At 34.2% G+C, this 26,421-nt stretch carries 31 protein-coding genes; 13 read left to right on the top strand and 18 right to left on the bottom strand.

The window, feature by feature from the left end:
* Positions 1–37: 37 nt before the first annotated feature.
* Positions 38–1,003, top strand: a complete 966-nt coding sequence (locus MKX37_RS08575; protein ID WP_078421920.1) for a DMT family transporter — start codon at positions 38–40, stop codon at positions 1,001–1,003.
* A gap of 16 nt (positions 1,004–1,019) precedes the next feature.
* Positions 1,020–1,691, top strand: a complete 672-nt coding sequence (locus MKX37_RS08570; RefSeq protein ID WP_002030983.1) for a GntR family transcriptional regulator — start codon at positions 1,020–1,022, stop codon at positions 1,689–1,691.
* Positions 1,692–1,743: 52 nt separating this feature from the next.
* Here the strand turns inward: MKX37_RS08570 and fbpA are convergent, their stop codons facing one another.
* Positions 1,744–1,914, bottom strand: a complete 171-nt coding sequence (gene fbpA / locus MKX37_RS08565; RefSeq protein ID WP_002012091.1) for a Fur-regulated basic protein FbpA — start codon at positions 1,912–1,914, stop codon at positions 1,744–1,746.
* A 193-nt stretch (positions 1,915–2,107) separates the two neighbouring features.
* Positions 2,108–3,007, bottom strand: a complete 900-nt coding sequence (locus MKX37_RS08560; protein ID WP_078421921.1) for a cation diffusion facilitator family transporter — start codon at positions 3,005–3,007, stop codon at positions 2,108–2,110.
* Between the two features lie 268 nt (positions 3,008–3,275).
* On the opposite strand from MKX37_RS08560, the gene MKX37_RS08555 reads away from it, so the two are divergent.
* Complete coding sequence (locus tag MKX37_RS08555) at positions 3,276–4,349, top strand: WD40/YVTN/BNR-like repeat-containing protein (protein ID WP_078178296.1); 1,074 nt, start codon at positions 3,276–3,278, stop codon at positions 4,347–4,349.
* 41 nt (positions 4,350–4,390) lie between these two features.
* Here MKX37_RS08555 and MKX37_RS08550 read toward each other — a convergent pair whose 3' ends face one another.
* Entirely contained in the window at positions 4,391–5,536 is a 1,146-nt protein-coding gene (locus MKX37_RS08550) for a DUF4179 domain-containing protein (protein WP_002126679.1), read from the bottom strand.
* On the bottom strand, positions 5,533–6,099 hold the full coding sequence (locus MKX37_RS08545; RefSeq protein WP_002189106.1) for a sigma-70 family RNA polymerase sigma factor: 567 nt from the start codon (positions 6,097–6,099) through the stop codon (positions 5,533–5,535). Before MKX37_RS08545 ends, MKX37_RS08550 begins: the two co-directional genes overlap by 4 nt.
* Before the next feature lie 269 nt (positions 6,100–6,368).
* Between MKX37_RS08545 and asnB the strand changes: the two genes are divergently transcribed.
* On the top strand, positions 6,369–8,192 hold the full coding sequence (gene asnB / locus MKX37_RS08540; protein WP_078421922.1) for an asparagine synthase (glutamine-hydrolyzing): 1,824 nt from the start codon (positions 6,369–6,371) through the stop codon (positions 8,190–8,192).
* Between the two features lie 46 nt (positions 8,193–8,238).
* Here asnB and MKX37_RS08535 read toward each other — a convergent pair whose 3' ends face one another.
* A complete protein-coding gene (locus tag MKX37_RS08535) occupies positions 8,239–9,066 on the bottom strand; it encodes a protein phosphatase 2C domain-containing protein (protein ID WP_002012083.1) in 828 nt (275 codons plus the stop codon).
* Positions 9,067–9,190: 124 nt separating this feature from the next.
* On the opposite strand from MKX37_RS08535, the gene MKX37_RS08530 reads away from it, so the two are divergent.
* From MKX37_RS08530 to MKX37_RS08520, 3 genes are read left to right on the top strand one after another with little or no spacing between them, the layout of a single operon-like run.
* Positions 9,191–9,601 carry a MarR family winged helix-turn-helix transcriptional regulator gene (locus MKX37_RS08530; protein ID WP_078206721.1) on the top strand — a complete coding sequence of 137 codons (411 nt, stop codon included), beginning with the start codon at positions 9,191–9,193 and terminating at the stop codon, positions 9,599–9,601.
* Entirely contained in the window at positions 9,585–9,914 is a 330-nt protein-coding gene (locus MKX37_RS08525) for a DUF3147 family protein (protein ID WP_002086410.1), read from the top strand. The genes MKX37_RS08530 and MKX37_RS08525 overlap by 17 nt, the downstream gene beginning before the upstream one ends.
* Positions 9,866–10,786 carry an alpha/beta fold hydrolase gene (locus MKX37_RS08520; protein WP_078421923.1) on the top strand — a complete coding sequence of 307 codons (921 nt, stop codon included), beginning with the start codon at positions 9,866–9,868 and terminating at the stop codon, positions 10,784–10,786. Before MKX37_RS08525 ends, MKX37_RS08520 begins: the two co-directional genes overlap by 49 nt.
* A 39-nt stretch (positions 10,787–10,825) precedes the next feature.
* On the opposite strand, the gene MKX37_RS08515 is transcribed toward MKX37_RS08520, so the two are convergent.
* The 6 genes from MKX37_RS08515 to MKX37_RS08490 form a co-directional block, all read right to left on the bottom strand.
* Positions 10,826–11,197 (bottom strand): hypothetical protein, encoded by a 372-nt coding sequence (locus tag MKX37_RS08515; RefSeq protein ID WP_000461762.1) that lies wholly within the window; start codon positions 11,195–11,197, stop codon positions 10,826–10,828.
* A gap of 89 nt (positions 11,198–11,286) precedes the next feature.
* Positions 11,287–11,862: a histidine phosphatase family protein gene (locus MKX37_RS08510; protein ID WP_078178300.1), complete on the bottom strand. Its 576-nt coding sequence runs from the start codon at positions 11,860–11,862 to the stop codon at positions 11,287–11,289.
* Positions 11,863–11,985: 123 nt separating this feature from the next.
* Entirely contained in the window at positions 11,986–13,077 is a 1,092-nt protein-coding gene (locus MKX37_RS08505; protein ID WP_002086414.1) for a serine hydrolase, read from the bottom strand.
* Between the two features lie 100 nt (positions 13,078–13,177).
* On the bottom strand, positions 13,178–13,813 hold the full coding sequence (locus MKX37_RS08500) for a cupin domain-containing protein (RefSeq protein WP_002086416.1): 636 nt from the start codon (positions 13,811–13,813) through the stop codon (positions 13,178–13,180).
* 161 nt (positions 13,814–13,974) lie between these two features.
* Positions 13,975–14,136: a hypothetical protein gene (locus tag MKX37_RS08495; RefSeq protein WP_000109008.1), complete on the bottom strand. Its 162-nt coding sequence runs from the start codon at positions 14,134–14,136 to the stop codon at positions 13,975–13,977.
* A gap of 65 nt (positions 14,137–14,201) precedes the next feature.
* Positions 14,202–14,318, bottom strand: a complete 117-nt coding sequence (locus tag MKX37_RS08490) for a hypothetical protein (RefSeq protein ID WP_002031004.1) — start codon at positions 14,316–14,318, stop codon at positions 14,202–14,204.
* A gap of 131 nt (positions 14,319–14,449) precedes the next feature.
* Here MKX37_RS08490 and MKX37_RS08485 point away from each other — a divergent pair, with 131 nt between their 5' ends.
* The gene (locus MKX37_RS08485; protein ID WP_002011948.1) at positions 14,450–14,872 is read left to right on the top strand and encodes a YfmQ family protein; all 423 of its coding nucleotides are present in this window, start codon (positions 14,450–14,452) and stop codon (positions 14,870–14,872) included.
* 53 nt (positions 14,873–14,925) lie between these two features.
* Here the strand turns inward: MKX37_RS08485 and MKX37_RS08480 are convergent, their stop codons facing one another.
* From MKX37_RS08480 to MKX37_RS08460, 5 genes are read right to left on the bottom strand one after another with little or no spacing between them, the layout of a single operon-like run.
* Entirely contained in the window at positions 14,926–15,759 is an 834-nt protein-coding gene (locus MKX37_RS08480) for a hypothetical protein (RefSeq protein WP_078421924.1), read from the bottom strand.
* 20 nt (positions 15,760–15,779) lie between these two features.
* Entirely contained in the window at positions 15,780–17,042 is a 1,263-nt protein-coding gene (locus MKX37_RS08475) for an MBL fold metallo-hydrolase (RefSeq protein ID WP_016126747.1), read from the bottom strand.
* Positions 17,039–18,709 (bottom strand): ABC transporter permease, encoded by a 1,671-nt coding sequence (locus MKX37_RS08470; RefSeq protein ID WP_078421925.1) that lies wholly within the window; start codon positions 18,707–18,709, stop codon positions 17,039–17,041. Before MKX37_RS08470 ends, MKX37_RS08475 begins: the two co-directional genes overlap by 4 nt.
* A gap of 12 nt (positions 18,710–18,721) precedes the next feature.
* Positions 18,722–19,747 (bottom strand): ABC transporter substrate-binding protein, encoded by a 1,026-nt coding sequence (locus MKX37_RS08465; RefSeq protein ID WP_078421927.1) that lies wholly within the window; start codon positions 19,745–19,747, stop codon positions 18,722–18,724.
* Positions 19,725–20,717, bottom strand: coding sequence for an ABC transporter ATP-binding protein (locus tag MKX37_RS08460; protein WP_002126662.1), 993 nt, complete (start codon positions 20,715–20,717; stop codon positions 19,725–19,727). The genes MKX37_RS08465 and MKX37_RS08460 overlap by 23 nt, the downstream gene beginning before the upstream one ends.
* Positions 20,718–20,878: 161 nt before the next feature.
* Between MKX37_RS08460 and MKX37_RS08455 the strand changes: the two genes are divergently transcribed.
* Positions 20,879–21,772 (top strand): LysR family transcriptional regulator, encoded by an 894-nt coding sequence (locus MKX37_RS08455; RefSeq protein WP_002126660.1) that lies wholly within the window; start codon positions 20,879–20,881, stop codon positions 21,770–21,772.
* A gap of 40 nt (positions 21,773–21,812) precedes the next feature.
* Here MKX37_RS08455 and MKX37_RS08450 read toward each other — a convergent pair whose 3' ends face one another.
* Together MKX37_RS08450 and MKX37_RS08445 are read right to left on the bottom strand one after the other, a co-directional pair.
* A complete protein-coding gene (locus MKX37_RS08450; protein WP_002126658.1) occupies positions 21,813–22,337 on the bottom strand; it encodes a DUF4398 domain-containing protein in 525 nt (174 codons plus the stop codon).
* A 109-nt stretch (positions 22,338–22,446) separates the two neighbouring features.
* On the bottom strand, positions 22,447–23,715 hold the full coding sequence (locus MKX37_RS08445; RefSeq protein WP_002031019.1) for an MFS transporter: 1,269 nt from the start codon (positions 23,713–23,715) through the stop codon (positions 22,447–22,449).
* Positions 23,716–23,832: 117 nt separating this feature from the next.
* Here MKX37_RS08445 and MKX37_RS08440 point away from each other — a divergent pair, with 117 nt between their 5' ends.
* The 4 genes from MKX37_RS08440 (at position 23,833) to MKX37_RS08425 (ending at position 26,414) form a co-directional block, all read left to right on the top strand.
* Positions 23,833–25,047: a helix-turn-helix domain-containing protein gene (locus MKX37_RS08440; RefSeq protein ID WP_002126655.1), complete on the top strand. Its 1,215-nt coding sequence runs from the start codon at positions 23,833–23,835 to the stop codon at positions 25,045–25,047.
* 66 nt (positions 25,048–25,113) lie between these two features.
* On the top strand, positions 25,114–25,293 hold the full coding sequence (locus MKX37_RS08435; protein WP_001025736.1) for an H-type small acid-soluble spore protein: 180 nt from the start codon (positions 25,114–25,116) through the stop codon (positions 25,291–25,293).
* A 192-nt stretch (positions 25,294–25,485) separates the two neighbouring features.
* Positions 25,486–25,821 (top strand): antibiotic biosynthesis monooxygenase family protein, encoded by a 336-nt coding sequence (locus MKX37_RS08430; RefSeq protein ID WP_002126653.1) that lies wholly within the window; start codon positions 25,486–25,488, stop codon positions 25,819–25,821.
* A gap of 2 nt (positions 25,822–25,823) precedes the next feature.
* The gene (locus MKX37_RS08425; RefSeq protein ID WP_002126652.1) at positions 25,824–26,414 is read left to right on the top strand and encodes a dienelactone hydrolase family protein; all 591 of its coding nucleotides are present in this window, start codon (positions 25,824–25,826) and stop codon (positions 26,412–26,414) included.
* The last annotated feature ends 7 nt before the right edge of the window (positions 26,415–26,421 follow it).

The raw sequence follows: 26,421 nt of genomic DNA, 5'->3' as shown, positions 1-26,421 counted from the left end.
TAATATATATTTTTTTGAAAGGAGGACTATATATTTTATGGATCCAAATCGATTAAAAGGAATTATAATGGTCATAATCGGTGCTTGTTTATGGGGCTTATCCGGAACAGCTGCGCAACAACTTTTTCAATTCGAAAACGTTTCTACTGAATGGTTAGTTACAATCCGTTTGCTTATATCCGGTGCTATTTTGCTCATTATGTCATCATTCGGAGCGAACAAAAAAGAAATATTTGGAATTTGGAAACGAAAGTCTGATGCAAATAAGATAATTTTGTTCGGTCTTTTAGGCATGCTTGCTGTACAGTACACGTACTTCGCTTCTATTAAAGAAGGAAACGCTGCTGTTGCAACTTTGTTACAATATTTAGCCCCTATATTTATCACTGTATACTTACTTTTCAAATGGAGCGTTCGTCCATCAAAAATTGATTATATTTCAATTACCCTCTCATTAGTAGGGACTTTTCTCCTATTAACAAACGGTTCTGTTCATAACTTAGCTGTATCTACACCTGCTATCATTTGGGGCATTTTATCTGGACTATCTCTTGCATTTTATAGTTTGTATTCAAAAGAATTGTTAGAAAAGTGGTCTTCATCCGTTATCGTTGGATGGGGGATGATCATTGGGGGGATTGGCGTAACGATTTTACACTTTATTTCCACAAACGAATTCATTTTATTATCAACTATGAAATATGTAAAACTAAGTACCCTCCCGCTCATTACATTTGTCGTCATTTTCGGGACACTCATCGCATTTTATTTATACTTAGATAGCATAAGATACCTTACGCCTAAAGAAACAACATTATTTGGCTGTACAGAACCACTCGCAGCTATTATTTCTTCTGTGCTTATTTTGCACGTACCGTTTCAATCTTTTCAGTTATTAGGTGCTTTTTGTGTAATTGTAATGGTGCTCATATTAAGCCAAAAACCGGATAAAGGAAAACCAAAATTAAAGCTTGTTAATACGAAAAAGAAACATATACAATGAAAGGATTGAATTCACTATGCCTGTCCCTCAAAATTATAAAAAACCAGGAAGAGTTTCAGCAAAGTCACTCGTTTTAAATCAACTGCAAGATTGGATTATAGAAGGTGTTTTACGACCTGATGAGAAAATAAATGATGGGGAATTGGCAGAAGCACTAGGAGTAAGCAGAACACCTGTTAGAGAAGCTTTACAAATTTTAGAGCTTTCTGGATTAGTTGAAATGGTACCTGGGCAAAAAACGAAAATCGCGCCTATTAAGTTAGACGACGTATCTATCATTTATGAGACGATAGCTGGTCTTCACTCAATTATAGGAAAGCAAGCACTTCAAAAAGTTACAGACGCTGATATTAAACTACTTTCCGAGATAAATGATGCTTTTCAACAATCTATACATGAAAAAGATTCAAAAAAAGCTTTAGAACTAGATATACGATTTCACAATACAATTACTTCTATTGCTAAAAACCGATATATTGAACCTTTTCTAGAAAATATGCAACTTCACATTTTACGCCTTGAATATTTATTTTTCCAAAACTTCGTGCCTGCAAGTCAATCTATTAAAGAACATCACTCTATAATTCAAGCACTACAAAAACAGGATGAAAAACGAATGGAACAAATGATGTCTCAAAACTGGCTCCGTCCAATGAAAGAAATACAAAAAATAATTTCTATGAAATAATAAAGCTGGTTACACAAAAGTGTAACCAGCTCCTTCTTTAATAATCTATGTGCTATGCCTGAATATTTGCGTAATCTTCAATATGCTCGTACTCTTTTTCCAATTCCTCTAAAGACAGCTCGTATAATTGTCGGTCGCGAATCTTAAACACCCCTGCTCCAATTAACTCATCAATTAAATGTCTCTTACGATTTTCAACAGCAAAACGGAGTTGACTACTCATCTTTTAAAAAACTCCTTTCTACGATCATTGAAAATGATAATCTTTATCAATTACCACTTTTGATTATAAAAGATGATTCTTAATAAGTAAAGTAATCTTATGAAATATTTACCTTACAAAGTATTTGTGGCCACATTATATATATGTATGCCACGCGAAAAATGTTATGACATTTTTTCATACCCTTTTTCTTTCATACTTTGCAAGTTGTCTCATTATGGTTAAATTCACCTTCTATTTCAACTTGAATGGTGACATGTTCTACATGAAATTTCCCCTTTAATACATCCGTTGCTTCTTTCAATACGCTTTGCGTTTCATTACCTTCGATAATAAGATGGCAAGTTAATACTTGAAAATCTGATGTTACAGACCATATATGTAAATCATGAACTTCTTTTACAATAGTAATATTTAATAATGTATTTTTCACCTCTTCAGCATCTATGTGCTGCGGTGCACCTTCCATTAATATATGAACTGTATCACGTGTTACACGCCATCCACTTATAATGACTAAAATAGACACAAGAATACTAGCAACCGCATCTGCAGCAGCCCATCCAAAAAATTTAATAAGTAACGCAGCAATAATCGCTCCAACTGAACCTAATAAATCGCCTAGTACATGTAAGAACGCACTTCTTAAATTTAAATTACCTTTCACATCTCCGCCTCTCATTAATATCCAAGCTGATACAATATTAATAAGCAGACCAAGCACAGCAATAATGAGCATTCCATTACTAGCGATTTCAACTGGTTCCTTAAAACGACGAATTGCTTCAATAAAAATATATACTGAAATGACAATAAGAACGACACCATTACATAATGCCACTAACATTTCGACTCGCTTATACCCATATGTTTTCGCGGCCGTTGCCGTTTTTTCCCCAAGCTTGAACGCAAGTAAACTTAAAGCTAAGGATACTGCATCACTTAACATATGCCCTGCGTCAGACAATAGTGCTAAGCTATTTGTTACAAATCCGCCAATAACTTCAGCAATCATAAAACTTGTTGTTAATAAGAAGGCAATTAATAACGCTTTTTTATTTTTTGAATGACCGTGATCATGTGAGTGTCCCATACAAATACTCCTTTAAGTGCAATATCTGCATGTTAGTATGAAACACATTCCCTATCTTTATCCCCCATTAACGCCCGATAGTGAATGCTACTAATCCGTAGAAGATGAACAATACCCCACTGATTAAAGTTTCACTTTATCCCGCTTCCTCTGTATACAAACTTCGCTACTTTTCAAACAAGTCCTTTTTCTCAACTAAAAACAAGACTACTTCTTTTTTATTTTCATATTGTTTACTAATGAAAGAATTTTTAAGGGGGCTACAAAATTGAAACGACTATTTCTCTGCATGGAGCGTGAACTTGTTGTAGTAAAAGAACAATATGGTAACTATGAAACCACATATCATTTACAAAATATGCAACCTACCTGTATTGTGGTTGATCCATTCCAAACAAATCGTGTTTATTGCGGCACATTTGGACGAGGTTTATGGCTAAGTGACGATGGCGGGGATTCGTGGAGACCAATTGGAGATTCATATCGTTACTTTGATTTCCCTAAAGAGGATGGTATTTTACATTCTTCGATTACTTCCATTACGATAAGCCCTAATGAACAAGTTAACGGATATGGTGTCGTTTATGTCGGTACAGAACCTAGTGCTTTATTCCGTTCAGAAAATGGTGGTGAAACGTGGACTGAACTTAAAAATATGAAATCATTATTATCTTCCTATACGTGGGCTTTTCCGCCTAGACCTTTTACCCATCACGTACGCTGGATTACAGTTGATCCAAACAATCCAAATACACTCCATGTTTCAATCGAAGCTGGTGCTGTTATTCAAAGTAATGATAGAGGGCATACATGGATTGATAAAAAGTTCGGTGCTCCTATTGATGCTCATCAACTGCTTATGCACCCTGAAGCTCCAAATCGCCTTTATGCATCATGTGGTGACGGATTTATGGGCGGACCTGATCGTGCATATCTTGAAAGTTATAACAGTGGAAACAGCTGGATCTCATGTAGTGACGGACTTGAGCATCATTATTTATACAGCATGGCTATCGATCCGGCTGATTGCGATACAATTCTCGTTTCTGCCGCACCAAGTGCCGACCTTGCTCATCACCGTATTCCTTATGAATCTTATATTTATCGGAAAACGAAAGATACTCCGTTCGAGCAAGTGCAGCAAGGACTACCATCTGCAATTGGTACAGTCATTTCGATGTTTGCTACAAATCCAGCCGAACCACATACGTTTTACACTTTAAATAATAATGGCGTCTTTCAATCCAATGATAGCGGCGAATCGTGGGAACAACTAAATATTCCGTGGAAAGATGAGTATAAAACGCAGCATCCGCATGCGTTACTCGTAACTAGTTTTTAACGAAAAAGAGACTGCCTAATGTTTTTAGGCAGTCTCTTTATTTATTTCTTTAAATCAATGACAATATCATCTAACACAATACCCTTATTGCCACCCAGTTTTCGAGACACGAAACTCTCCTTTACTTGTCCTCCAACTATTGTTACCGAACCATAATTTTCAGGAGTGTGAATTCTTAAATTAACGTGAGGCGTTATTATTAGCTTGGTTGCATTCTCATTGAGTTGTTGGAATGTTTTACTCCAATTAAAATTATAAGAATCCTCACCTGAGCCTCCATTTCCTTCCCCAGAATACTGATTACCTAAATCATCCCTCACTTCTAAATCGATATCCACTCCATCCCATACACCCCTTATTTCTTGAGATACTTCTTGGTTGTAGTATAAAATAAACGACATTGGTGTTATTTCCATTCTCTCCATATTTACTTTTACACCATCTTTTTCTGTACTACCTCTAATCAATTGCTCTTTATTTTCTATTCCTCTTAGATTAATCTTAAAATTCCAATCCCCCTTTATCGTTTCTTCTGTTTCTAAAATATCTATACTTTTTATACTCCATTCAATGTTCACTGTAGTTTCTTTACTACTAACTAGATCGCTACTTGTTTTTATTACACCTGTATATTTTCTATCAGCGACTTTAGTAATTTTATTGCTTCCTGATTGGGCACCTGCTCCTTTAATAGTTAAAAAATCTAATGTACTTGGATTTTTGCCTAAATCTCTGTTACTTTCTATAGAATAGTTTATCGATACTGTCTTCCCATCGAAAGTCGCATCATTTATCGTTATCTTAATTCCATTGCTTTCTTTTATCATATTTAGTACTATTGCGTATTGTTTATAATTATAATGAAGCTCCGTTGTCTTCTCTACATCAGCTTTATAATTTTCATATAGCCCTGTTCTACCATTATCTAAAAATCGGAATATATCACCTACAATTGGCAATCCTCCAGCATATGTAGGAAACCCAATACCAAGCGTTGCAACTGATAACCCTACTAAAATAGATGCTGCAGCAACACCCTTTTTCCAACTTTTCATCTTTTTCTTCATACGTATCGATTGTTTTACATTACGTTTTACTTTTTCTTTTTCAATTTCAGAAGCCTCAATTTCCTCAAGTTCTTTTTCATCTATATCAATGTCATTTAATAGTTCATAAATGTCTTTCATATTGCACTACCTCCAAAACTAATATTCGTAGCATTTTGTTGTAGTTTCTTTTTTCCCCGGTACACACGATTATCTATCGCTGCCCTGGTTAATCCTAATTTGTCACCTATTTCCTCTGTCTTCATACCGAGAAGATATTTCATAATGAACACTTTTTGATCTAGCGGTTCTAATTGATTAATAAGCTTCAATAATTCTTCCCTATCTTCCATAACGATTAATTCGTCTTCCGCTGACTTTTCTGTACTAATATGAAACTCATCTGAAATAATTTCTACTTTCCTAGTCGCTTTCCGGTAATAATCAATCGCTTTAAACTTCGCAATTGCCGCAATCCATTTTTTAAAATCATTTGGCTCTCCATGAAATTTATTTGCGTTATTCCAAATGGAAAGAAATATATCGTTTACACATTCCTCTATGAGTCCATCATTTTGAACTGGAAGAAGAACTTTGTGCGTGATTCCTTTTATGAGTGGTAAGTATGTATCGACAACGAATTCTAGCGCATCTTCTTTTTGCCGTTGTAATCTTTTTATAAAATTTTTCTCATTTGATTTCATGTAGCGATTCCCCTTATTTTTTTATAAACGCTTTTACACCCTATATAACGTTTTGGAAATTTTTTTCTCTCATCTTTTTTTATTTTTTGTATATAATGGAATACTTTTCCTTAGCCATTGTCTCATATAAATATAAGCTTGAAGAAAATTTTCTCAAGTCTGTAATTCAATTAGTGTAGTACACTATTTATGCAGACACTCTTTAACCTAGTGTACATTTCATTTAATTAATCTACTTTTATAATTTTAAATTAGGAGATGAAATTTGTATGTGTGGAATTACAGGTTGGGTAGATTGGAAGAAAGATCTTTCAAATGAACATGTTATTTTAGAAAAGATGGCGAATAGTATTCAGCATCGCGGTCCTGATGCTGAAGGATTTTGGTTTTCACCTCATGCGGCTTTTGCACACCGACGTTTAATTGTTATTGACCCAGAAGGCGGGACGCAGCCGAAGACATTTCGTGCTGGTGATTATACGTATGCTCTTACTTATAATGGAGAAATTTATAATTTTCGTGAACTGAGAGAGCAACTACGAAAATGTGGTCATGCATTTGAAACGCATTCAGATACAGAAGTATTACTACATGCTTATTTAGAATGGAAAGAAGACTGCGTACAACATTTAAACGGAATTTTCGCTTTCGCCTTATGGGATGATCAGAAGCAACAACTGTTTTTAGCACGTGATCATTTAGGCGTAAAGCCACTCTTTTATACAGAAAGAAATGACAGTATTATTTTCGGATCTGAAATAAAAGCATTATTAGCTCATCCATCTGTTCCTGCTGAAATTGATGCGGATGGAATAAATGAAATATTTGGATTAGGCTTATTTCGAACTCCAGGATGTGGCGTCTTTAAACATATTCAAGAAGTTCGTGCTGGACATTCTATAACATTCACACGTGATAAAAAAGTGGTTAAGAAGTATTGGAATTTAGAAAGTAAGATCCATACAGACTCTACCCAAGACACATCTTCTCATATTTTATCTATTTTACAAGATACAGTAAAAAGACAATTAATTGCCGATGTTCCTCTCGTCTGTATGTTATCAGGCGGATTAGACTCTAGCGGTATTACTGCACTTGCGGGTAAAGAATTTGCAGAGGAAAACAAAACACTTCACACGTATTCAATTGATTTTGTAAACAGCGCAAAAGATTTCGAGCTGACATTTGCTCGAACTGGTCTAGATGCTCCTTGGGTAAAACGTGTTTCTGAACATGTAGGGACATCGCATCATGACATTATTGTGAATGCTGAAGAGTTAGCAAATCACTTATTCGTTCCCCTTCACGCGAAAGATTTACCCAGTGCTGGTGAAATGGAAACTTCACTTTATTTACTATTTTGCGAAATGAAAAAAGATGCAACCGTAGCTTTATCTGGAGAATCTGCTGATGAAGTATTCGGGGGATATCCTTGGTTTCATCAAGAAGAACTATTATATGTAGATAAGTTTCCGTGGTTAACAAACTGGAAAAACACATCTTCTCTATTATTAAGCGAAGTAACAAATCAATGTAATCCTGAGCATTATATTAATAAACGATTCCATGAGGCTGCTCTTGAAGTACCTACTCTTGAAGGCGAAAACAAAAAAGAAGCGAAACAGCGTCAAATGTTTTATTTATTTTTAACACGATTCCTTCCGTTCTTACTCGACCGTAAAGACCGTATGAGTATGGCTGTCGGATTTGAAGTTCGTGTACCGTTTTGTGATTATAGATTAGTTGAATATTTATGGAACGTACCTTTTAACGTCAAAAGTATTGATAATATTGAAAAAGGTATTTTACGTAGAGCACTGAAACCGGCTTTACCTGATGATGTGCGAAATAGAAGAAAAAGCGCTTATCCTACTTCACAGGATCCACACTATTTACAAACAATCCGCAATTTAACGCTTGATATGTGCAGCAATAAAAATAATCCTGTTTTCTCACTCATTAACCATTCCATATTACTTGCAATTGCTGATCAAAGTAACAAAGAGATTACCAATTTTGAAGCAAGAAGTGCTATGGAGTATATGCTACAAGTAAATGAATGGTTAAAAACGTATCATATTCATATTGCTTAACAAAAAAGAGTTCAAGGACAAAAACCCTTGAACTCTCTTTCATTTATTAATTGGCACATTGTCTATTTTCAGTATCGATGGACCATCCAATAATAGTGGCACAATCTCTACCTTTCCACTGAAGTACATTTGTTAATACAGGCTCAATCTGTAAACAAGATCCGTCGTGTAATATTTCTACTAAAGATTGATCATCATCAAACTTTAGTTTATCACACTCTAAAATACCATCCGTTGCCATTACAATGTGATTCTGACCTTTTTCTAATCCCCTTACCCCTGATGTAAAACAAGGTGTATTCGCTGCAAAAACATTTTTTCTTCCTATATACTCATAGTTCTTACGCTTATTTAGCCTACCTTTTCCATTTTTCGTTTGCTCTGAATGGAATAAATACGCAAAGCAATCACCAACTGATAGCCAATATAAGAACTCGCCTTTTCGTAAACAAATTAAACATGCAAGTTCCTCATCATCTTGGTCACATTTCTCGATAAATAGCTCATCTGTAAATAACGCTAATAAATACATATGTGTATGATGAAAAGCTAAATGGATTGGGTATGAAAATAACTCTTTTAGTTTTTCTTCTCTTTCTGAAATCGCTTCTATTATATAATGTATATTTTTCGTTTTATGATGTGTATCAAAAATCATAACAAATTCAAATTCTAATTTCGGATCCCACCAAGCTAGCACTGCATCTCCTCTTTCATATGCATCACTCTCTTGATTTCCTCCATATACGCCGACTGAAAGAGGACCACATTTTTCAACATGTATTTGATCTACATACATCTTTTCATGACTAATCCATTTAAATGTATTCACAGCTATCATCCTCTCTCTTGCTAAATGTATACCTTTACACATAGATTACCTTATATTTCAATAAAAATAAACTTTTTCAACATTTTTAATGAAAATAAAAGGATTTTACTTCTTAATCAACGAATATATCTTACTATACGATATAAAAATAGGAGGATTTATCATTATGAAAGACATTAATCAACATTGGGAAAGGATTTATTATCACTTACGATATGAATATGAAGACAACCTTTCTCACCAAGCTATTCGTATTTTACAAATCGTTTCTCGTGAGAAAGATATAACAATTGGAAAAGTTGCTACTGAGCTTAGTCTCTCTCATAACACAGCATCTGAACACGTAAAGCGCCTTATTCAAAAAGGATTTATTATAAAAGAAAGAAACAAACACGATGAAAGGGTTGTAAACCTTACTTTAACGAAAGAAGGCATTGAAGTATTAGAAAAACATACTTTACTAGATAAAGAAAAGATAAAAATATTAGAATCACAGTTATCAAAAGAAGAACAACAATTAATTGAAAAAGCCTTTTCGTTATTAGCGAAGGAGGCAAAATATGCATTTCCTCGTTAAAGTAATCGTTTCGGCACTTATTATCGGCGTTATTACTGAAGTCGCTAAACATTATAGTACGATAGGCGGCTTTATTGCTGCCCTTCCACTCGTTAGTTTACTAAGCCTATTTTGGATTTCTTTCGAAGGTGGGAGTAAACAAGAATTAAGTCAATTCGCTTTAGGTGTATTATATGGATTTCCTGCATCCGCACTACTATTATTTATTGTTTATATCGGTTTAAAAAACTCCTTTTCACTTAGTACATCTATACTCTTCGGCATATGCGCCTGGTGTATCGTCTTTACTTGCCAAAAAGTATTTCAAGCTTAGGGGGAATTACTATTAATAGATCAGTAGAGATATTTGGACAAACTGTAGAAGTATACATGAGCGGTAGCAGTAAACAAACTGTAGTCATTCAAACAGGAATGGGCTGCTCATTTTACGATTGGCTTCCTATTATAGAAAAGCTTTCACAAAAATTCACAGTCATTTCATATCATCGCCCAGGTTACGGAAAAAGTGAGCTAGGAACTAATCGACGTACAACAATGCAAGTTATAAAAGAACTACATATGTTACTACATGAACTAGATATTTATGAGCCAATCATTTTAATCGGTCATTCCTATGGAGGTTTATGCGCACAACATTTTGCAATGTTACATGAAGATAGGCTGCAAGCACTTCTTTTAGTTGATTCTACTTCCATGAACTTACACCGATTAGATGAACTGCATTTACCGGTTTCTGATCAAACTGATTCTGATGATATGTGGCTACAAAAATATCATACCTACTCCAACATGGATGCAGACGCGCTTTATACTGAACTAAAACCTATGCTCGTCAATACAACAAAACAGCATATCAAATTTTCTACATCTCCTTCCTTATATAAAGCGACAGCTTCTGAACTGTCCGAGTGGAAAAATTGTGCTCGCTCAATAAAAAAACAACATAAAACATTAGAAATACCATTAATCGTTATCGGTAGAGATCCTCAATATTCTATTGCTCAATTGATTGAGGGCGGTATGCCAAAAGAAGAAGCTACACAACTTGAAGATATGTGGCAAGAACTTATTCGTGAACAATTAAATCTCTCAATAAACAGCCAATACATTTTGGCTGAACATGCTAGTCACGGGATAGAAAACGATCGTCCAGATGCTATCATTGAAGCCATTCACTTATTGTAAATAAAAAAAGGAAGCAACTAAAGCTGCTTCCTTACTTATCTATTCATAGTCTTCTTCATCATCGACTTCTTCATAATACGAACTCCCATTGCTTACATATATAGGACCGTTCGCAACATCAATACGTAGTACCCATGCCCACGGCACAGCTAAACGTTTATGTATTGCTCTCCAAAAGTTCATTGATTTTCTTTCGTACTCCTGGAACTCCTGAAGTAACTCTTTATAGGAGGAACCGTCTAACTGAATATTTGCTTCTAATAAACGAGAATGGGCATAGTACTGTAACTCTAGTTCAGCAGCAATCTCCATTTCTTCTTCCGTTGCCATACCTATAATTGCTCCATCTGCTGGTGCGATTTCATATACGTTGTGAACTTCAATAAGCCCTTCTTTCTCTTTTTCAAACATGTAAACAGCCTCCTTTAACCAATATTTTTTATGTTACAAAGTCATACTTCTACAATACCTTCTCCCTTTCCTCTTTTTTTGATAAACTTTTACAAATTATTTATCTGATAATCTGTAGACTGTATTCTTTCAGCAGAACTGAAACAATTATTATCAAAAGTTAATTTATACACATCTGGCATATGAAGGGTTTTCCAAAACTGAAAACCATATTTCGAATCAAAATAATTCATTAGTAATACCATAATATTCCCATGAGTACCTATTACAATATTCTTACCTTTATATTTTTTTAATATATTTTGCATACATATTACAGCGCGTCTTTGCGCTACATCATTTGATTCTCCGCATTCGTATGCAAAAGTCCAGTCTTCCCATACCTTCTGAATAGCATCGTTAAAATCTGTTACTGGCTCTTTACTTAACAACCTTTCCCGTAAATCTTCTTCCAGTTGTATTGATAAATTATATGTATTCGCAATTCCTTGCACGGTTTGAATCGCCCTTTTATACGGGCTAGAAATAACAACATCAATGTTTTTATCCTTTAACAAACTTGTTACATTACCTGCATCAATCTCTCCTTCTTCAGATAAGGGACGTTCCCTTTCTTCCTTTGTATATGTAGAGTGAGCGTGGCGAACGAAATATACTGTAGTCATTATTCAACTTCCTTTCTTAGTTTCAATCTATATTCCATGCAGTAAATAGGAAATCCTGTATCATGAATAGAAAAGAGCGCCTTTTAAAAAGCGCTCTTTTGTTTACATAATAAAATTATTCCATTATAACTTTCTTCTGAATTCTTCATCTGTTATAGCATCTTGAATAAAATAATCTATATTATTTCTCAGCTTTTGGTATGCAACTTGATCTTCTATATCGTTAAACATAATTACAACTTCTACCTTATTCCCTTTCTTATCTGTAGTATACAAACTTTTTGTCAATACGAATGCGGTAGAACCACCTTTTTGACCAGCATATTCCAACTTACTATTTTCAACTGTTCCTTTAAAAACATTATCAATTTCATCTTGCATTGATTTTGGAAAATAATTTCTACTATTTATCTTTTCCATTAAACTCAAATAATCTTTAGCATTTGCACTCACTAATCGATCTGACCAAATACGCTGGAATTCCATATCTATTTTTAATGGTATATCACGTTTCTTCCATTCACTTTCATCTTTCATCCATTCATGTATTTGTAACACGTGTTTATTATATTCATCATTAGACATGTTACGTATCATTTCTAACGATTGATTTTCTGGCTCATTAAGCTCTTTTTCTACATACCCTCTCATATATAGTGAAGCAGTATACGAAGAGAACTTGTCATGACTAGTAAGTTCTAACTCTTTTAAACTATCATTTACTCTTTCTATTCCAAGCTTATCTAACAAATATGTTGTATTCGCATTAGAACTATAATGAATCATCCCTTTAGCCACTTCTTCTAAAGCAATCTGTCCATTTTGCACTAACTCTCTCACTTTTGAATCTTCTAACCAGTCAGGATGCGCTCCACCATCAGTGTTTTTAACATAATATTTTTCTAAATCCTGCAATGAAATTTGTTCATCTCGACTTATTTTTCCTTCTGACACTTGCTTAGCAAATTCAACTGCTATTACGATTTTTGCCGTACTTGCTAATGGTAATTTTTTATTTTCATTTACAGATGTTACTACTTCACCGTTTTTTCTAATAAGTAATGAACATGTTTCATCACCTTTATGTTCTTTTATGTAGTTTAATACGTAATCAGGATCTTCTTTTGACAAATAGTACTTCATAATAACAAAGAAAGCTATAACAGCTACTACAATGACTCCTGCAACAATTCCTATAATCTTTAATATGTTCACAATATGCCCCCTCTATAAATTCCCTTCTATATAATAATTATAACGAATAAAAATACAAAATTATACAAAACAGAGTAACTCTTCCTAAAAAAAGAAAGAGTTACTCTATTTCACATGATGTTATTTGTCCATTTAACGTAACAACTATATTTGAGTCGTCACTTTCTTTAACTCTATTTAGTCGATTTGAGTTAGGAGGACCAATTACAACTGACTCCTTAATTGGCGAAAGGTCCTTTCCTAATTTTTCTGCACTTACACCGTATGCAGCTTGAAATACTTCTGGCGGTGTTAATCTAAGTATGTCTGATCCCTCCGCTGTTTCAAACTGATCGTTATTAAAGAACAAATGTAATTGTACTTCCTCTGTTACCGCTGTAATCCAATGCCACCATCCCATTGGAATAAAGACAGTTTGCCCCGCTTTCACATGATAATTTTGCAATTGATTCGTTTCGGGATTTAAAATGGATGTAACTGCTTCTCCTGATACAACAACATCTAATTCCCACGCATTCGGATGCCAATGTGGTTCCCGCATATGCCCTTTTGTCATAAACAAATCAACAAACGCCCCTCCTATCATCGCAGGTAACTGCGTTGAGGTAACTTCATATGCAACGTTTTTCTCATCTCTTTTAAAAAAGACATTTTTTCTCGAATCAAAGAAAAGATTTGGCGTTCCTGAGCTTTTCTTTAAATTTTTATTATCTGTAACATAACCTGAATTACTCATTCAATCCCTCTTTCCCGCTCCGAACATTTCTTATTTTACACTGTATCGTATGGGGAAATTTTATAAATGTGCCTATTAACAACATAACAAAAAAACATGCCTTCATGATGAGAGCATGTTTTGTGATTTTTTTCACATTATTTAGTTAAAAAATAAACTTTTTACTTACCATGATGTAACATTAAATCACTAAGTTCTTCTTCAATGTGATTTAATTTCGCAACTCCTTCTTTCCACTTATGAATATAACGCGATACCCCGACAATAAATAAAACAATAATTGTAGAAAGAATAATACCATATACGATTGTTACAGTACTCATAGTTACACTTCCTTATAATTAGTAATGTTGTTATTAGTTATATTTTTATTATAAACCTTTTTCTTTTAAAATACTTCGATTTCAACTTTTTGTAACAAAATTGATTTTTCTAATATTTCGTTCATAAAAATGGAATATTTTTCACAAATTATACAAAACTTCACCATATGTACTATTGCCACATGAGTTATATTGTTAAATAGGATAAAGTGAAATTTTAGTCAGTACGGGGTATCTATCCCACACTGATTATTAGCCCGCACCAACCAGGATTTTACGGACCGTTACTGTGGGATAAAGGGGATGAAATACTATGACGACTTGGTTTATTGTAATGTTAGTTGTATTTGGAGCATTTAAAATTATTGTTTCTAGCCTTCCTAACTCTGCTATTGAATCCATTATTAGCAAGTACGAAACACATCCACAACTTGAAGAAGAGAATGTGACTGTTACAATCAATGGAAATAACTTAGAAGGCGAAAAGAAATCCAAAATTATTCATGATTTTAACGAAGGATTATTTTTAGATCGCTATTATGCACCACCACACAATGAAGGCACTCCTTTAATTATCAATGCAAAACGTGGCAAAAAAGATTTTACATTTTATATTTATAGTCATGAAGAGCATGTTGATGTAGTAAAACAACATAAAAAGAAGGTAGTTGCTTATAGTTTACGCTCTAAAAACCTTCAAAATAATGATATGTTCGTGTCAGCTGATTTAGCTTAATGCTCATATATTAGAAGAAGGAATCCATGGCACATAGATTCCTTCTTTCCTATTTACTGAAAAATAAGCTCTGTCTTCAAACTATCTTTCGGTAACAACCATCCTTTTTTCTCTATACTCGCCATTAATAATTCTCTTTGTTTTGTCGCGATACTTTCCTCATTTGTTTTAAACGACACTTCTATTACGAAGTCATCTTCTATCTTCCCGGTATTACTTAATGGCCAAATTTCAATATTCGTTTTTATATTTTCAAATTCACCTGTATACCGTTTCATTAATACAGGACCATAAATACGAGAATTCTTGAGCATTTCTTCTCCCCAATTCGTATACAACCATTTGTTCATTTTCCCTGGCAACTTTTCTATTAACATGTTTTGAGCAACTCGTTCGTTTGGTAAATCAAGTACTCCATATCCTTTAGCACTGTAACTTTTCTTATTTGAAATACTTAACGTTTTCTTCTCAAATCCCCAATCTATTTCCGCCTCATAATTATCAGTTTTACTATCAAATCCATCCTTTTTAGCCACTTCTAGTGCTTCTTGAATTACACCATTTTGAGTAGGATATCTTTTTTTATATGTTAGCTCAAAATCTTTACTAAATTCTTTCTTTCGAATTCTCGCAAACCAACCTTCACTACTTAAATTTTTATTTGCCGTATCTAAAAATTGCACCTGTATTCTTTCATAATTTGTACCAGCCTGAAAATATTCTAGTACCTCTTGCTTCATCTCTTTGTTATAACCTAATACTTGTTCTGGCTTTAATAATAACTTCACTTCAAAGCTAGGTTTCATTGAACTAGCAGCAAAACCTTCCTTAACGTTATAAAGGAAACAACAAAAGAAAATACTTACGAATACAAATACTTTTTTCATATACCAATCTCCTTTACATTTTATATGACTTCTACACATTCCATTGCAAGTGAATACACATTTTCATATCCTGCTGTGCTTAGCTTTTGTTGTAATCGATCCGTATCCTCTTTCAAAGCATGTACTAACACCGTATGTTCTGGTAATAGTGTATTTAACATTTCCTTAACGTCACTTATACTTTGATGAACTTTATATGGAACTCGCTTCACCCTACATTCTTTACCTACACGTTCCTTCAAAACTTTTTCTGCAAAACTTCCTTTAGCAATATGTCCAGTAAAGATAATCGAATTTCGTTCTTCATGCCGAAGTTGTTCATAATACAACTGTGCTCGTTTCGTTTGCATATTCGCATCACTCATTACAACTATTCCGTAACTATTTTGCATACAAATGTCATTATCCATAACTATTATGTTTCTTTTTAAAACCTCCACAACCCGTTCAAGTTTTTCTTTATTTTTTAACCAATCTTTATATATGAACATCTCTTCAAATCCAGCCAAAATTTCTTTATCTACTATAATTGGAAGTTCTTTATATCGTTCATATAAATAAAATACTATATCTTGCGCCCTACCAAGTGAGGGCAGTGGTAGTAATACTGTTCCTTTATTTTGAGCAACTCGTTCAATTTCTGCACATAATTCGTCTACTCGTTCCTTTTGTGAAACATCATCAGTGTGATAAGCGGCATCTACAATTGCAATTTTTATATCGCTTCGCAAATTTTCAGGTAAATTAGCTCGTAGTATATTAGATTCTGCTGAATAATCACCAGAATAAAATACGTATGTATTACACATATCCACTAAAAACCAAACAGCTCCTAATACATGCCCACTATACCCCCATTGAAACCTCAACGTCGGTGTAATCTGTATCCATTCATTTGGATTACTAATCTCATCAATACATACATAATTTAAATCTTTAATATTTTGATCGTTATAAGGTAAATTCCACCCTTTTGAAAGATTGTAGTTTCCCCATTTTTCAAAATAAGCTGGAAGTTGCTCCTTCGTATAACGAGTCGTCCAAATTTTTTTCTTATATCCATACTTCGTCAATAAAGGTAAACCCATCGTATGGTCTTCATGAATATGTGATAAAAATACTGCATCCAAAAACGGAACAACTTCTCTTTCTATTTTGGGATAACTATCCTCATATGATCGATTAATACCACAATCAAATACTATTTTTGTCTCTTTATTTTTTACAAAATAGCAGGAACGACCGTATTCTCCCGCTCCTCCCCATACTTCCATCCTCATCATGCTACCCCTTTTCGTTTTTGCTCCATATGTTGCAGAAGTAATAAGCACATTGTTGTAAGCCCAACAGAAACAACAGCCATTGCCATTCCTATAGATACTTCTCCTTGTTCAAATTGAGCAAAAATAAACGTTGCTGACGTTTCTACTGATGGAGGTAGTACGAGAAGCGATGCTACTAACTCTCTTATCGAAATCGTAAATGTCATCGCCCATCCAGCAAGAATTCCTGGAATAATAAGCGGCAATATTATTTTTCTAAAAATATAAATATAATTCCCGGAAAAAATACTTCCTGCCTGTACAAGAGAATCATCAATTTGTCCGAGCGATGCTTTTACATACTGCACCGTATAAGGTAAAAAGAGAACAACATACGTTACGATAACCATGACTGGTGTATTGTAAATTGACATAGGCATATAGGGTGAATTCCAAAATAAAATAAGCCCTACAACCATCACTATTCCTGGTACCATATTCGGTAACATGCCGCACATATCAAGCCATTTTTCAGAGGACTTTTTCCCCTTTCGAATCATAAGCGCCAAAAATACGCCAATAATTACAGCAACAATCGCCGTTACGAGTGAAAAAAGAAAACTGTTCCATAAAGCTTCTAATCCCGGAGAACCAATTGTAAATAATGCTTCATAATGGCTTGTTGTAAAGTTATTAAAATGTAAGCCACCGCCTCTTAACTTCGACAAAGAAGCAATAAGTATAGAAAAGTATGGGATTCCAATTGCTACTATTAGTAAGCCAATTACATAAACCCATGCTATAACGCGCGCAAATATAGACAAAGTATACCTTTTAGATTTCACACCTTTTCCACTAACCATTGCATATGTATACTTTCGATTCAATACATTTTGCATATACCAAATGAGCATACACGCACTAAGTAATAAAGAAGATAATGCTGTGGCACTGCCAAAATCAATCGGCCAACTAGAGATAAATTTATGAATCTCAGATGTTAACACATGGAATCCTATTCTACGTCCGAATGTAGCTGGTGTTCCAAATTCAGCAATCGTCTTTACGAAAATGAGTAAAGCGCCCATTACATAACTTGATAACAATAACGGTAGTATTATTTTTCTTAAACGATAGAAAAAACTTCCACCATGAACTGCTGCAGCTTCTTCTTTACTACTCCCAATCTGAAGTAACGTGTTTTTCAACATGAAGTAAAGGAATGGGAATAAATGCAGACTCATAATTAAAACCATACCGCCTAAACTAAAAAACGATGATGAAATCGGCTTTAAAGCCGGAAAAAATTGTTCAAAATAACCGTTAGGTTGCATGAACAAAATCCAGCCCATCGATCCGATATAGGGCGGGGTCATAAATGGGATCATAAAAACAATATCTAACTTACTATACTTTCCTACATCTGTTTTGCTCATAATGAACGCCAATGGAAACGCCAATATTGTAGCTCCTATTACAACGAGTACACCTAGAAGCATCGAATTTAGAAAAATTCCAGCTAATCCACCACTCTGCATGACTTCAAAAGGCTTTAAAAAATTCCAACTGCTATTTTCATATACACTAGAAAATAAAATGAGAAAAATCGGAATGACGATTAACATCGCCACAAGTAACAACGCTACTGTCATTCCAACTTGTCTTACTGTTACGAATCGATTTACCATGTAATCACCATCTTATTGAAATACTTTCTTAAATTGTTTTGCTATTTCATCTTGTTCTTTCTCAACTGTTTTCCAATCAATATTTAATACTGGAATCTCTTCTACATTCGGTCTATTTTCAGCTTTTATATCTTTTCTACCGGGCAACAAATACGCTTTAGAAACTTGTTTTTGCACATCATCTGATAATAAATAATCAATAAACTCTTTTGCACCTTCTACATTTTTACTATCCTTCATAATGCCTGCTGCACGTGGACTAATGACTGTTCCGCTTTTTGGATATACGATATCAACCGGTTCACCCTTTGCTTTTGCACTGTACGTCATATAGTCAACACCCGCAATTACCATATCTTTCGCACCTGTTACAACTGGGTCTAACGCTTCTTGGTTTGCCCCAGCTACTGTAACTTCATTTTTCTTAAGCTGTTCAAATAAATTCCATCCATCTTGTCCATTCTTTTTCACATATCCTGTTACAAAGTCTAAAGCTGAACCTGAAAGTGCTGGATCTGGAAGATTCACTTTCCCTTTCCATTCTCCTTTCGTTATATCGCTCCAATCTTCAGGTGCTGTCTTCACATTTTTTGTGTTATACACAATTCCTAATGCTGAAGCACTATATCCAAAATAATGTCCTTTATCATCCGACCATTCAGAACGAAGCTTATCAGCTTGTTTTACTCCTTTATAAGCTAACGTTTGCCCATCTTTTTTTAATCCTTCCATCGCTGGTAAAGAAGCAAGTACGACAACGTCAACGACTGGATTTTTCTTTTCAGCCTCCATTCTTGCTAAAATCTTACCTGTTGTTCCTTGAAACATTTCTACTTTTATCCCTGTTTTCTTTTCAAAGTCCTTTTGAATTTTTTCTGCTAATCCTTTTGGTCCTGCACTATATACAACAATTTTCTTTTCATTAGCGTTTTTATTTTTTGCATCTACACTGCCTGTCTTTGAGCTACAACCTGTTACTACAGCAGAAAATAGTAAAGTACATACAAATAAAGACTTAAGCGAACTGAATTTCTTCATACGATTCTCCCCCTATATGATGAATACATTTTTTTGGTACATATAACGATACCGGTTTACCAACGCTTAGCTTACTATTGTGATAAGCTGTCCATACACCGAGTGTCCCCATGTTTACTTTCACTTCATAACGTTCTCCTACATATGTAACGTGCTGAACTTCACCTGTATACATTTCGCACAAGTCATTTTTTGTCCAGCTCACATGCTCTGGACGAATCATTTTTTTCCCCTCTACAAGCCAATTTGCCTTACCAATAAATTTTGCAACAAATTCATGAGACGGTTTCACATAAATGTCTTCTGGTGTTCCTTTTTGTAATACTTCACCCTGCTTCATGACAATAATTTGGTCTGACATTGACATAGCTTCTGTTTGATCATGTGTTACATACAATGCCGTTAAACCAATTGAATGAACGATGTCCATAAGTTCTAATCGCATTTCTTCTCGCAAAATTGCATCGAGTGCACTTAACGGTTCATCGAACAAAATAAAATGAGGTTTCGTTACAATTGCTCTAGCAAATGCGACACGTTGCTGCTGTCCACCTGAGAGTTCATGCGGATATCTTTTCTCCATACCTTGCAAACGAACTCGCTTTATCGCATCTTCTACCTTTTCTCTTAAGTGATTCGTTTGCTTTGTAGCCCTTAAACCAAATGCAACATTTTCAAATACAGTCATGTGCGGCCATAAAGCAAAATCTTGAAATACCATGCCGATATTCCGCTCATGAGGAGATGTTTTTATCTTTTTAGCAGAAGAATACATGCACTTATCTCCAAAATATATTTCACCTTTATCCGGTTCCTCAAGCCCTGCAATCATTCTAAGTAAAGTCGTTTTCCCGCATCCTGAAGGTCCTAAAAGTGTGGTGAATTCCCCTTTTTTCATTACAATCTGTAACGGCTTTAACGCCTGTGTTTTCCCAAATGCCTTTTCTAATCCATGAATTTTAATATCCATCGTTTCACCTCTCTCCCCTCATTCTTAACCTGCTTTCATTCTATCTGGAAGTTTTATACTGAATGTTAATGTACTGTAAAGATTAAATTAAAAAATCTCTAATAAACTATTTATTTCTATAGATTTTTTCTATAGTTAGAAGAAAAAGGGGCCAACTTATCATGAATCTCTTAAAATTAGAAATTGTAGTGCTTATTAAGAAATACAAAAAGCTTACTATTGTTGCAGAAAAACTTGGCGTTAAACAACCTACTATTACGTTTCACATAAAAAGCTTAGAAGAGGAACTTGGTGTGCCTTTATTTGAATTACGTTCCGGAAGGTATTTCTTAACAGAAGCTGGCGAGGCATTGCATCATTATGCTTGTAAAATAGATGCACTTATGAAAGAAGCTAGGCGGGTCACACAAGAGTTTAAAGATTTTAATAAAGGCGCTATAACAATTGGTGCTAGTTATGTACCCGCGACTTATCTTTTACCAGAAGTTGTTCACCAATTTCAATGCGAATTTCCAAATATAAAAATAACACTCATAGTAAAAACAGCTCCTGAAATTCGAACGATGCTACAAAATCATGAAATTGATCTCGGGGTAATTTCTGCGGCACCATTTGACGAACCACTTCTAAAACAAATGAATGTAATGCCTGATACACTTGTTCTTGCCTTTTCCAAAGAACATCATCTTTCTAAAAGAACAAATGTATCATTACAAGATATCGAAAAAGAACGTATATTATTGCATCGTAACCCATCTACAACGAGAGATTTACTTACACAATGGACGTTAGCACATAACATTACATTCCAATCAGAAATTGAACTAGATTCATTAGAAACGATGAAACAAATTTTAAAATATGGTAATGGGGTTGCCTTTATTTCAAAACTTGCTATTGAGCAAGAAGTACAACGAAATGAGCTATGCTATATACCGATCCCTGATTTTGAATTTCAGCGTAATATTTATACCATTCATCATGAGGACAGATGGAATTCTAAAATAATTTCTTTTTTACTACATAGTATTACTTCTTTTGCAGAAAAAAATTAAAAGGCTGTCGTTATACACGACAGCCTTTTAAACTATAACTCTATTTGTTTTTCTTATCCTCAATTTTTGCTTGTGCCTCTTCAGCCTTATCTAATGCTTCTGAAACTTTTTTCTCTTTTTCTTTTACATCATCTATACTATCAACAGCTTTAATTAATTTATCGATTCCTTCTTCATTTACCTTTTTTCGTTTCGCTACTCTTTCATTTACTTTCTCTTCCACATCTTTTGCTTTTTGAAGCATATTCTCTGTATTTGATGTCACAGCTTTTTCAAGTGCATCATCTTTTTTCTTTTGTAACACTTCATTTGCAATATCTTTCGTTTCTAAATACTTACCGTCTTTTAATGCTGTCGCACCGCGATCTAGTAACTGAGCGACTTCTTTATATGCCTTCGCTTCATTTCCTGATTTCTCTTTTTCCGCTTTTTCAAACCACATAATCGCATCACTATATTTTTCATTTTTCAATGATTGCATACCTGTTTCAATATACGTGTCATAATTACTACATCCAGTCATTACGACTAACAGAAAAAGCATTACAAAACTTAATTTTCTCATGATGTTTTCTCCTTTTCTTTGCCTGCTCACTTTACTGTAACATACATGAAAAGGAGTTTCAAAAACTAAAATACTAATATGGTCATTTTTATATTGTTAAAATTTTCTTTTAAACCGATACATCCACTTGTTTTTTCGCCATATGCTGCTTTACTCCAACTAATACAACTAACAATAATCCTCCACCTAATGTCATCATAACAATGCTAGTCGGTAACATATCTAATAATAATCCATATACAATCATTCCAAGCGGTGCGATTGCAGTAGAAATTGTTTCAAGTAGACCGAATACACGTCCTAAATAGTTTGGATCTGTCGTCTTTTGCATATGTACTTGCATCGGGATATTTACAACCATCATTGATATACCGGTTAAAATCATAAAAGTGATATAGTAAATAAAACTTGCTACTTTCGGAATGATAACTAACAACGGAAAGACTGTGCATAAACTCAAGCCCGCAAATAAAAACAGTCCAATATAAACAGAGCGAAACGGATTATTCACTTCTTTACGTACTGATAAAACAATTGCACCAATTAGCATCCCGACTGCTAACATTCCCTCTACAACACCGAGTTGCTTCGAGGATAAATGCAAATTTTTAATAATAATATATGGAAGCGAAACGAAAAGTGCACTCGCAAAAAAGTTTACCCCTACTGCAATTTTCATTAAACCATATATTTCATGCTGTCGTTTCACATATGAAAAACCTTCTTTTATACTCGTCAAGAAATGCTCTTTACTTTCGGCCAATTCTTTTTTATATAAATCAAATACGATGAATAATTGTACAATAACTGCTAAAAAGAATGTAATACTATTTAACAGGAAAAATGTTTTGATTGAAAAGAAACCAAATACAACTCCTCCAATAATCGGCGCTAAAATATTCGATAAAGATGATGCCGTCTGATTTAAAGCACTCGCTTTTTGAATACGCTCCTCATCTACTAAATTAGGAATAGACGAAGTTAATGAAACAGAATAAAAACTTGCACAAATTGATAATAATGCCGCTGATACATAAATAAACAGAAGTGATGGTCCAAATATAGTAGCAAGAATAAACATGATAAGCATTGTTAAGCTACTTAATAAATCAGTGCCAATTACAAGCCATCTTCGGTTCACACGGTCAGCTACAGCACCTGCAATTGGGCCACAGATCATTCTTGGTATTGACCCGCAAATAAGAGTAGTTGCAAACCCCATTCCTGAACCAGTTGTCTTTAATACGTATAATCCCATTGCAAACGTATAAATACCCGCCCCTAACAAGGACGTCATTTTTCCAATCATCATTAAAATAATATTTCTCGTTGCAATCTTCATTTTCCAATCATTTTGACCTATACTTACATCCCCCATTATGACACTCTCCCTTTAAAAGTTAAATTGTGTTAAACTTATTATATATAAAACTTTCCAATTTTTACAACGAAAAGTTTAATTATATTTAACTTTTTGATTATAAAGGAGCATATGATGGCTACTCTCGGCGAGAAAATTAAAACGTTACGAAAAGAAAAAAAGCTTACTCAAACTGAATTAGCAGGTTCAGAACTGACAAAAAGTATGTTAAGTCAAATTGAAAATGGAAAAGCTACACCTTCCATGAAAACATTACAATACATCGCTGAAAAACTTGGATGCGAAACGAGTTTTTTACTAGAAGAAGATGATGTAGAAATTGTAGAAATCATTCAACAAATGGAACAACTAATAAAGGCAAATAAATGTGATGAAGTATATGAGACTTTACTACCTATCGTTCAAAAAGAGCTACCTTCTACTTTAAATACCGCTCGTTTATATAAACAATTTGTAACAGCTGCGGCGATTATGAAAGATTACAACATTGAATATTACGTTGAAAAGGCTACTTCTATTTTTGAAAAATATACGTTATACCGGGACAGTACGGAAACAAAATTAAAATTATCCTTTACGATATTCACACGTAAAAAGTATGGTGAATGTTTACAACTTATAGCTAGTATTAGAAATGATTATGAGGAGAAACATTTAGAAATGGATCTCATTATACATATCGAGTTATGTTTATATGAAGCCATCATTTTACTAGCATGCGGCGATTATGAAACATGTGAAAAAACAATATTAGAGGCACTCGAGTTTTCAAAAAAGCATCAAGTATATTTTAAAACAGACGAATTTTATCGGATTTTATCTTACCAAAAAGTCATTACAGCTGATAAAGAACAATATTTATATTACATAAAAAAATCTGAGCAATTTGCCATTTTTACAGAAGATACTCTATCCATTGCGATTATTGATATTTTAAAAGCTTACTACTACAACACGATTACTAATGAATATACAATCGCATTAAAACATCTAGAACAATTTCGAGAGAAACTAAAAGATGAGCCACTTTTTCAAGACGACGGATTGTATTATCTTGAAAAAGGAAAAGCTTTATACGGATTGAAACGTTACGAGGAAGCTTTACAAGCATTGCAACGTGATATCATGCCGGATTATATGAACCATCCACTTGATCAAGCGTGGCTTACAACAGCAGGTGCATATCGTGCCCTTTGTTATGTAAAACTTAACGATAAAAAAAGGGCTCTGAAGGAAGCTACAGAAGCCGCTCAAAAGATACAATCCTACCCGGATTCCATCTTTTCTTCTTTTATTAAAGAAACATTACAAATAATACAAAAACTTTAAAAATGTCTCGAAATGGTATATTATTCCTCCTTTTTTGCAAAGATAATAATGATGGGAGGAATATAAATGAATATACAACGCGCAAAAGAGCTTTCCGAGTCATCTGAAGAAGCCAATGTCAGTTTTCAAGGCATGCCTGTTATGATTCAACACGTCGATGAAAGCAACGAAACCGCCCGCATATATGAAGTAACAAATCCAAAACGCGAATTAACGGTTCCAGTTAATAGCTTAGAGGAAATATAAAAAATGCCACTTCTTTTTTTTGAAGTGGCATTTTTCTTACTTTGTATCACTTAATTTGTATATTCCTTCTCACCCCTGTTTTTCAGCACCTGAACAAGAACAGAAGCTTCCTGCTTCTGTTCTTGTTATTACGTGCTACAATACAAACTATGAACTGAACATTCGTACCATATATGTTAAGGAGGAAAGATAATGGGAACTAATCCACAAAAAACTAGCCCTTATTACGCGGTTATATTCACTTCTAATCTATCGAATGATACAACAGACTATAGTACCGTTGCCGAAAAAATGGAGGAACTTGCGAAACAGCAACCTGGATTTTTAGGTGTCGAAAGTGCACGTGATAATTCGGGACTCGGAATTACAATTTCTTATTGGGAGTCACTTGAAGCAATTGAAAATTGGAAAAGGAACGCCTTACATAAAGAAGCGAAAAAAAGAGGCCGTGAGCAATGGTATGAAAATTTCCACCTGCGCATCTGCCTTGTTGAGAAAGAATATAAGTTTCAGAGAGGTACATTGTAACTATGAAGAAAAAACTAGCTCTCGTTGTTGTTCATGAAATATACGGTGTGAATGATCATATGCATCATGTTATAGACCACTTCACTACATCTCATATAGATGTATTTTGTCCTAACCTTCTACAATTACAAAATGTATTTCATTATAGTGATGAGGAAAAAGCATATCAACATTTTATGAACCACATTGGATTTGATAATGGAAAAGAGCAAATTGAAGAATTCATTACTTGCCTTTCCAATAGTTACACGCATATAGGACTTATCGGCTTTAGTGTTGGGGCTACCATCGCTTGGCTCTGTAGTAACAATCCAAAAATAGATTTTATCATTGGATGTTACGGTTCCCGTATACGTGACTATGTTCACATTAAACCTACATGTGCTACATTACTTATTTTCCCTAAACAAGAAGCTAGTTTTTCAGTATCCTCTTTAATCCAAACATTGCAGCAACAAAATAATCCTTTATTAGAAATAAATCAACTACACGGTGAACATGGATTTTTAAATCCGTACACTGAAAAATATAACGAGCACTCTACAAAGCAAGCATACAACCTAATAGATTCGTTTCTTACGCAAACAATATGATAAAGGA

It is taken from the genome of Bacillus sp. FSL R5-0709 (genome assembly GCF_038004785.1).
GTDB classification, from domain to species: Bacteria; Bacillota; Bacilli; order Bacillales; family Bacillaceae_G; genus Bacillus_A; species Bacillus_A mycoides.
This window is presented reverse-complemented; position numbering and strand designations above follow the sequence as displayed.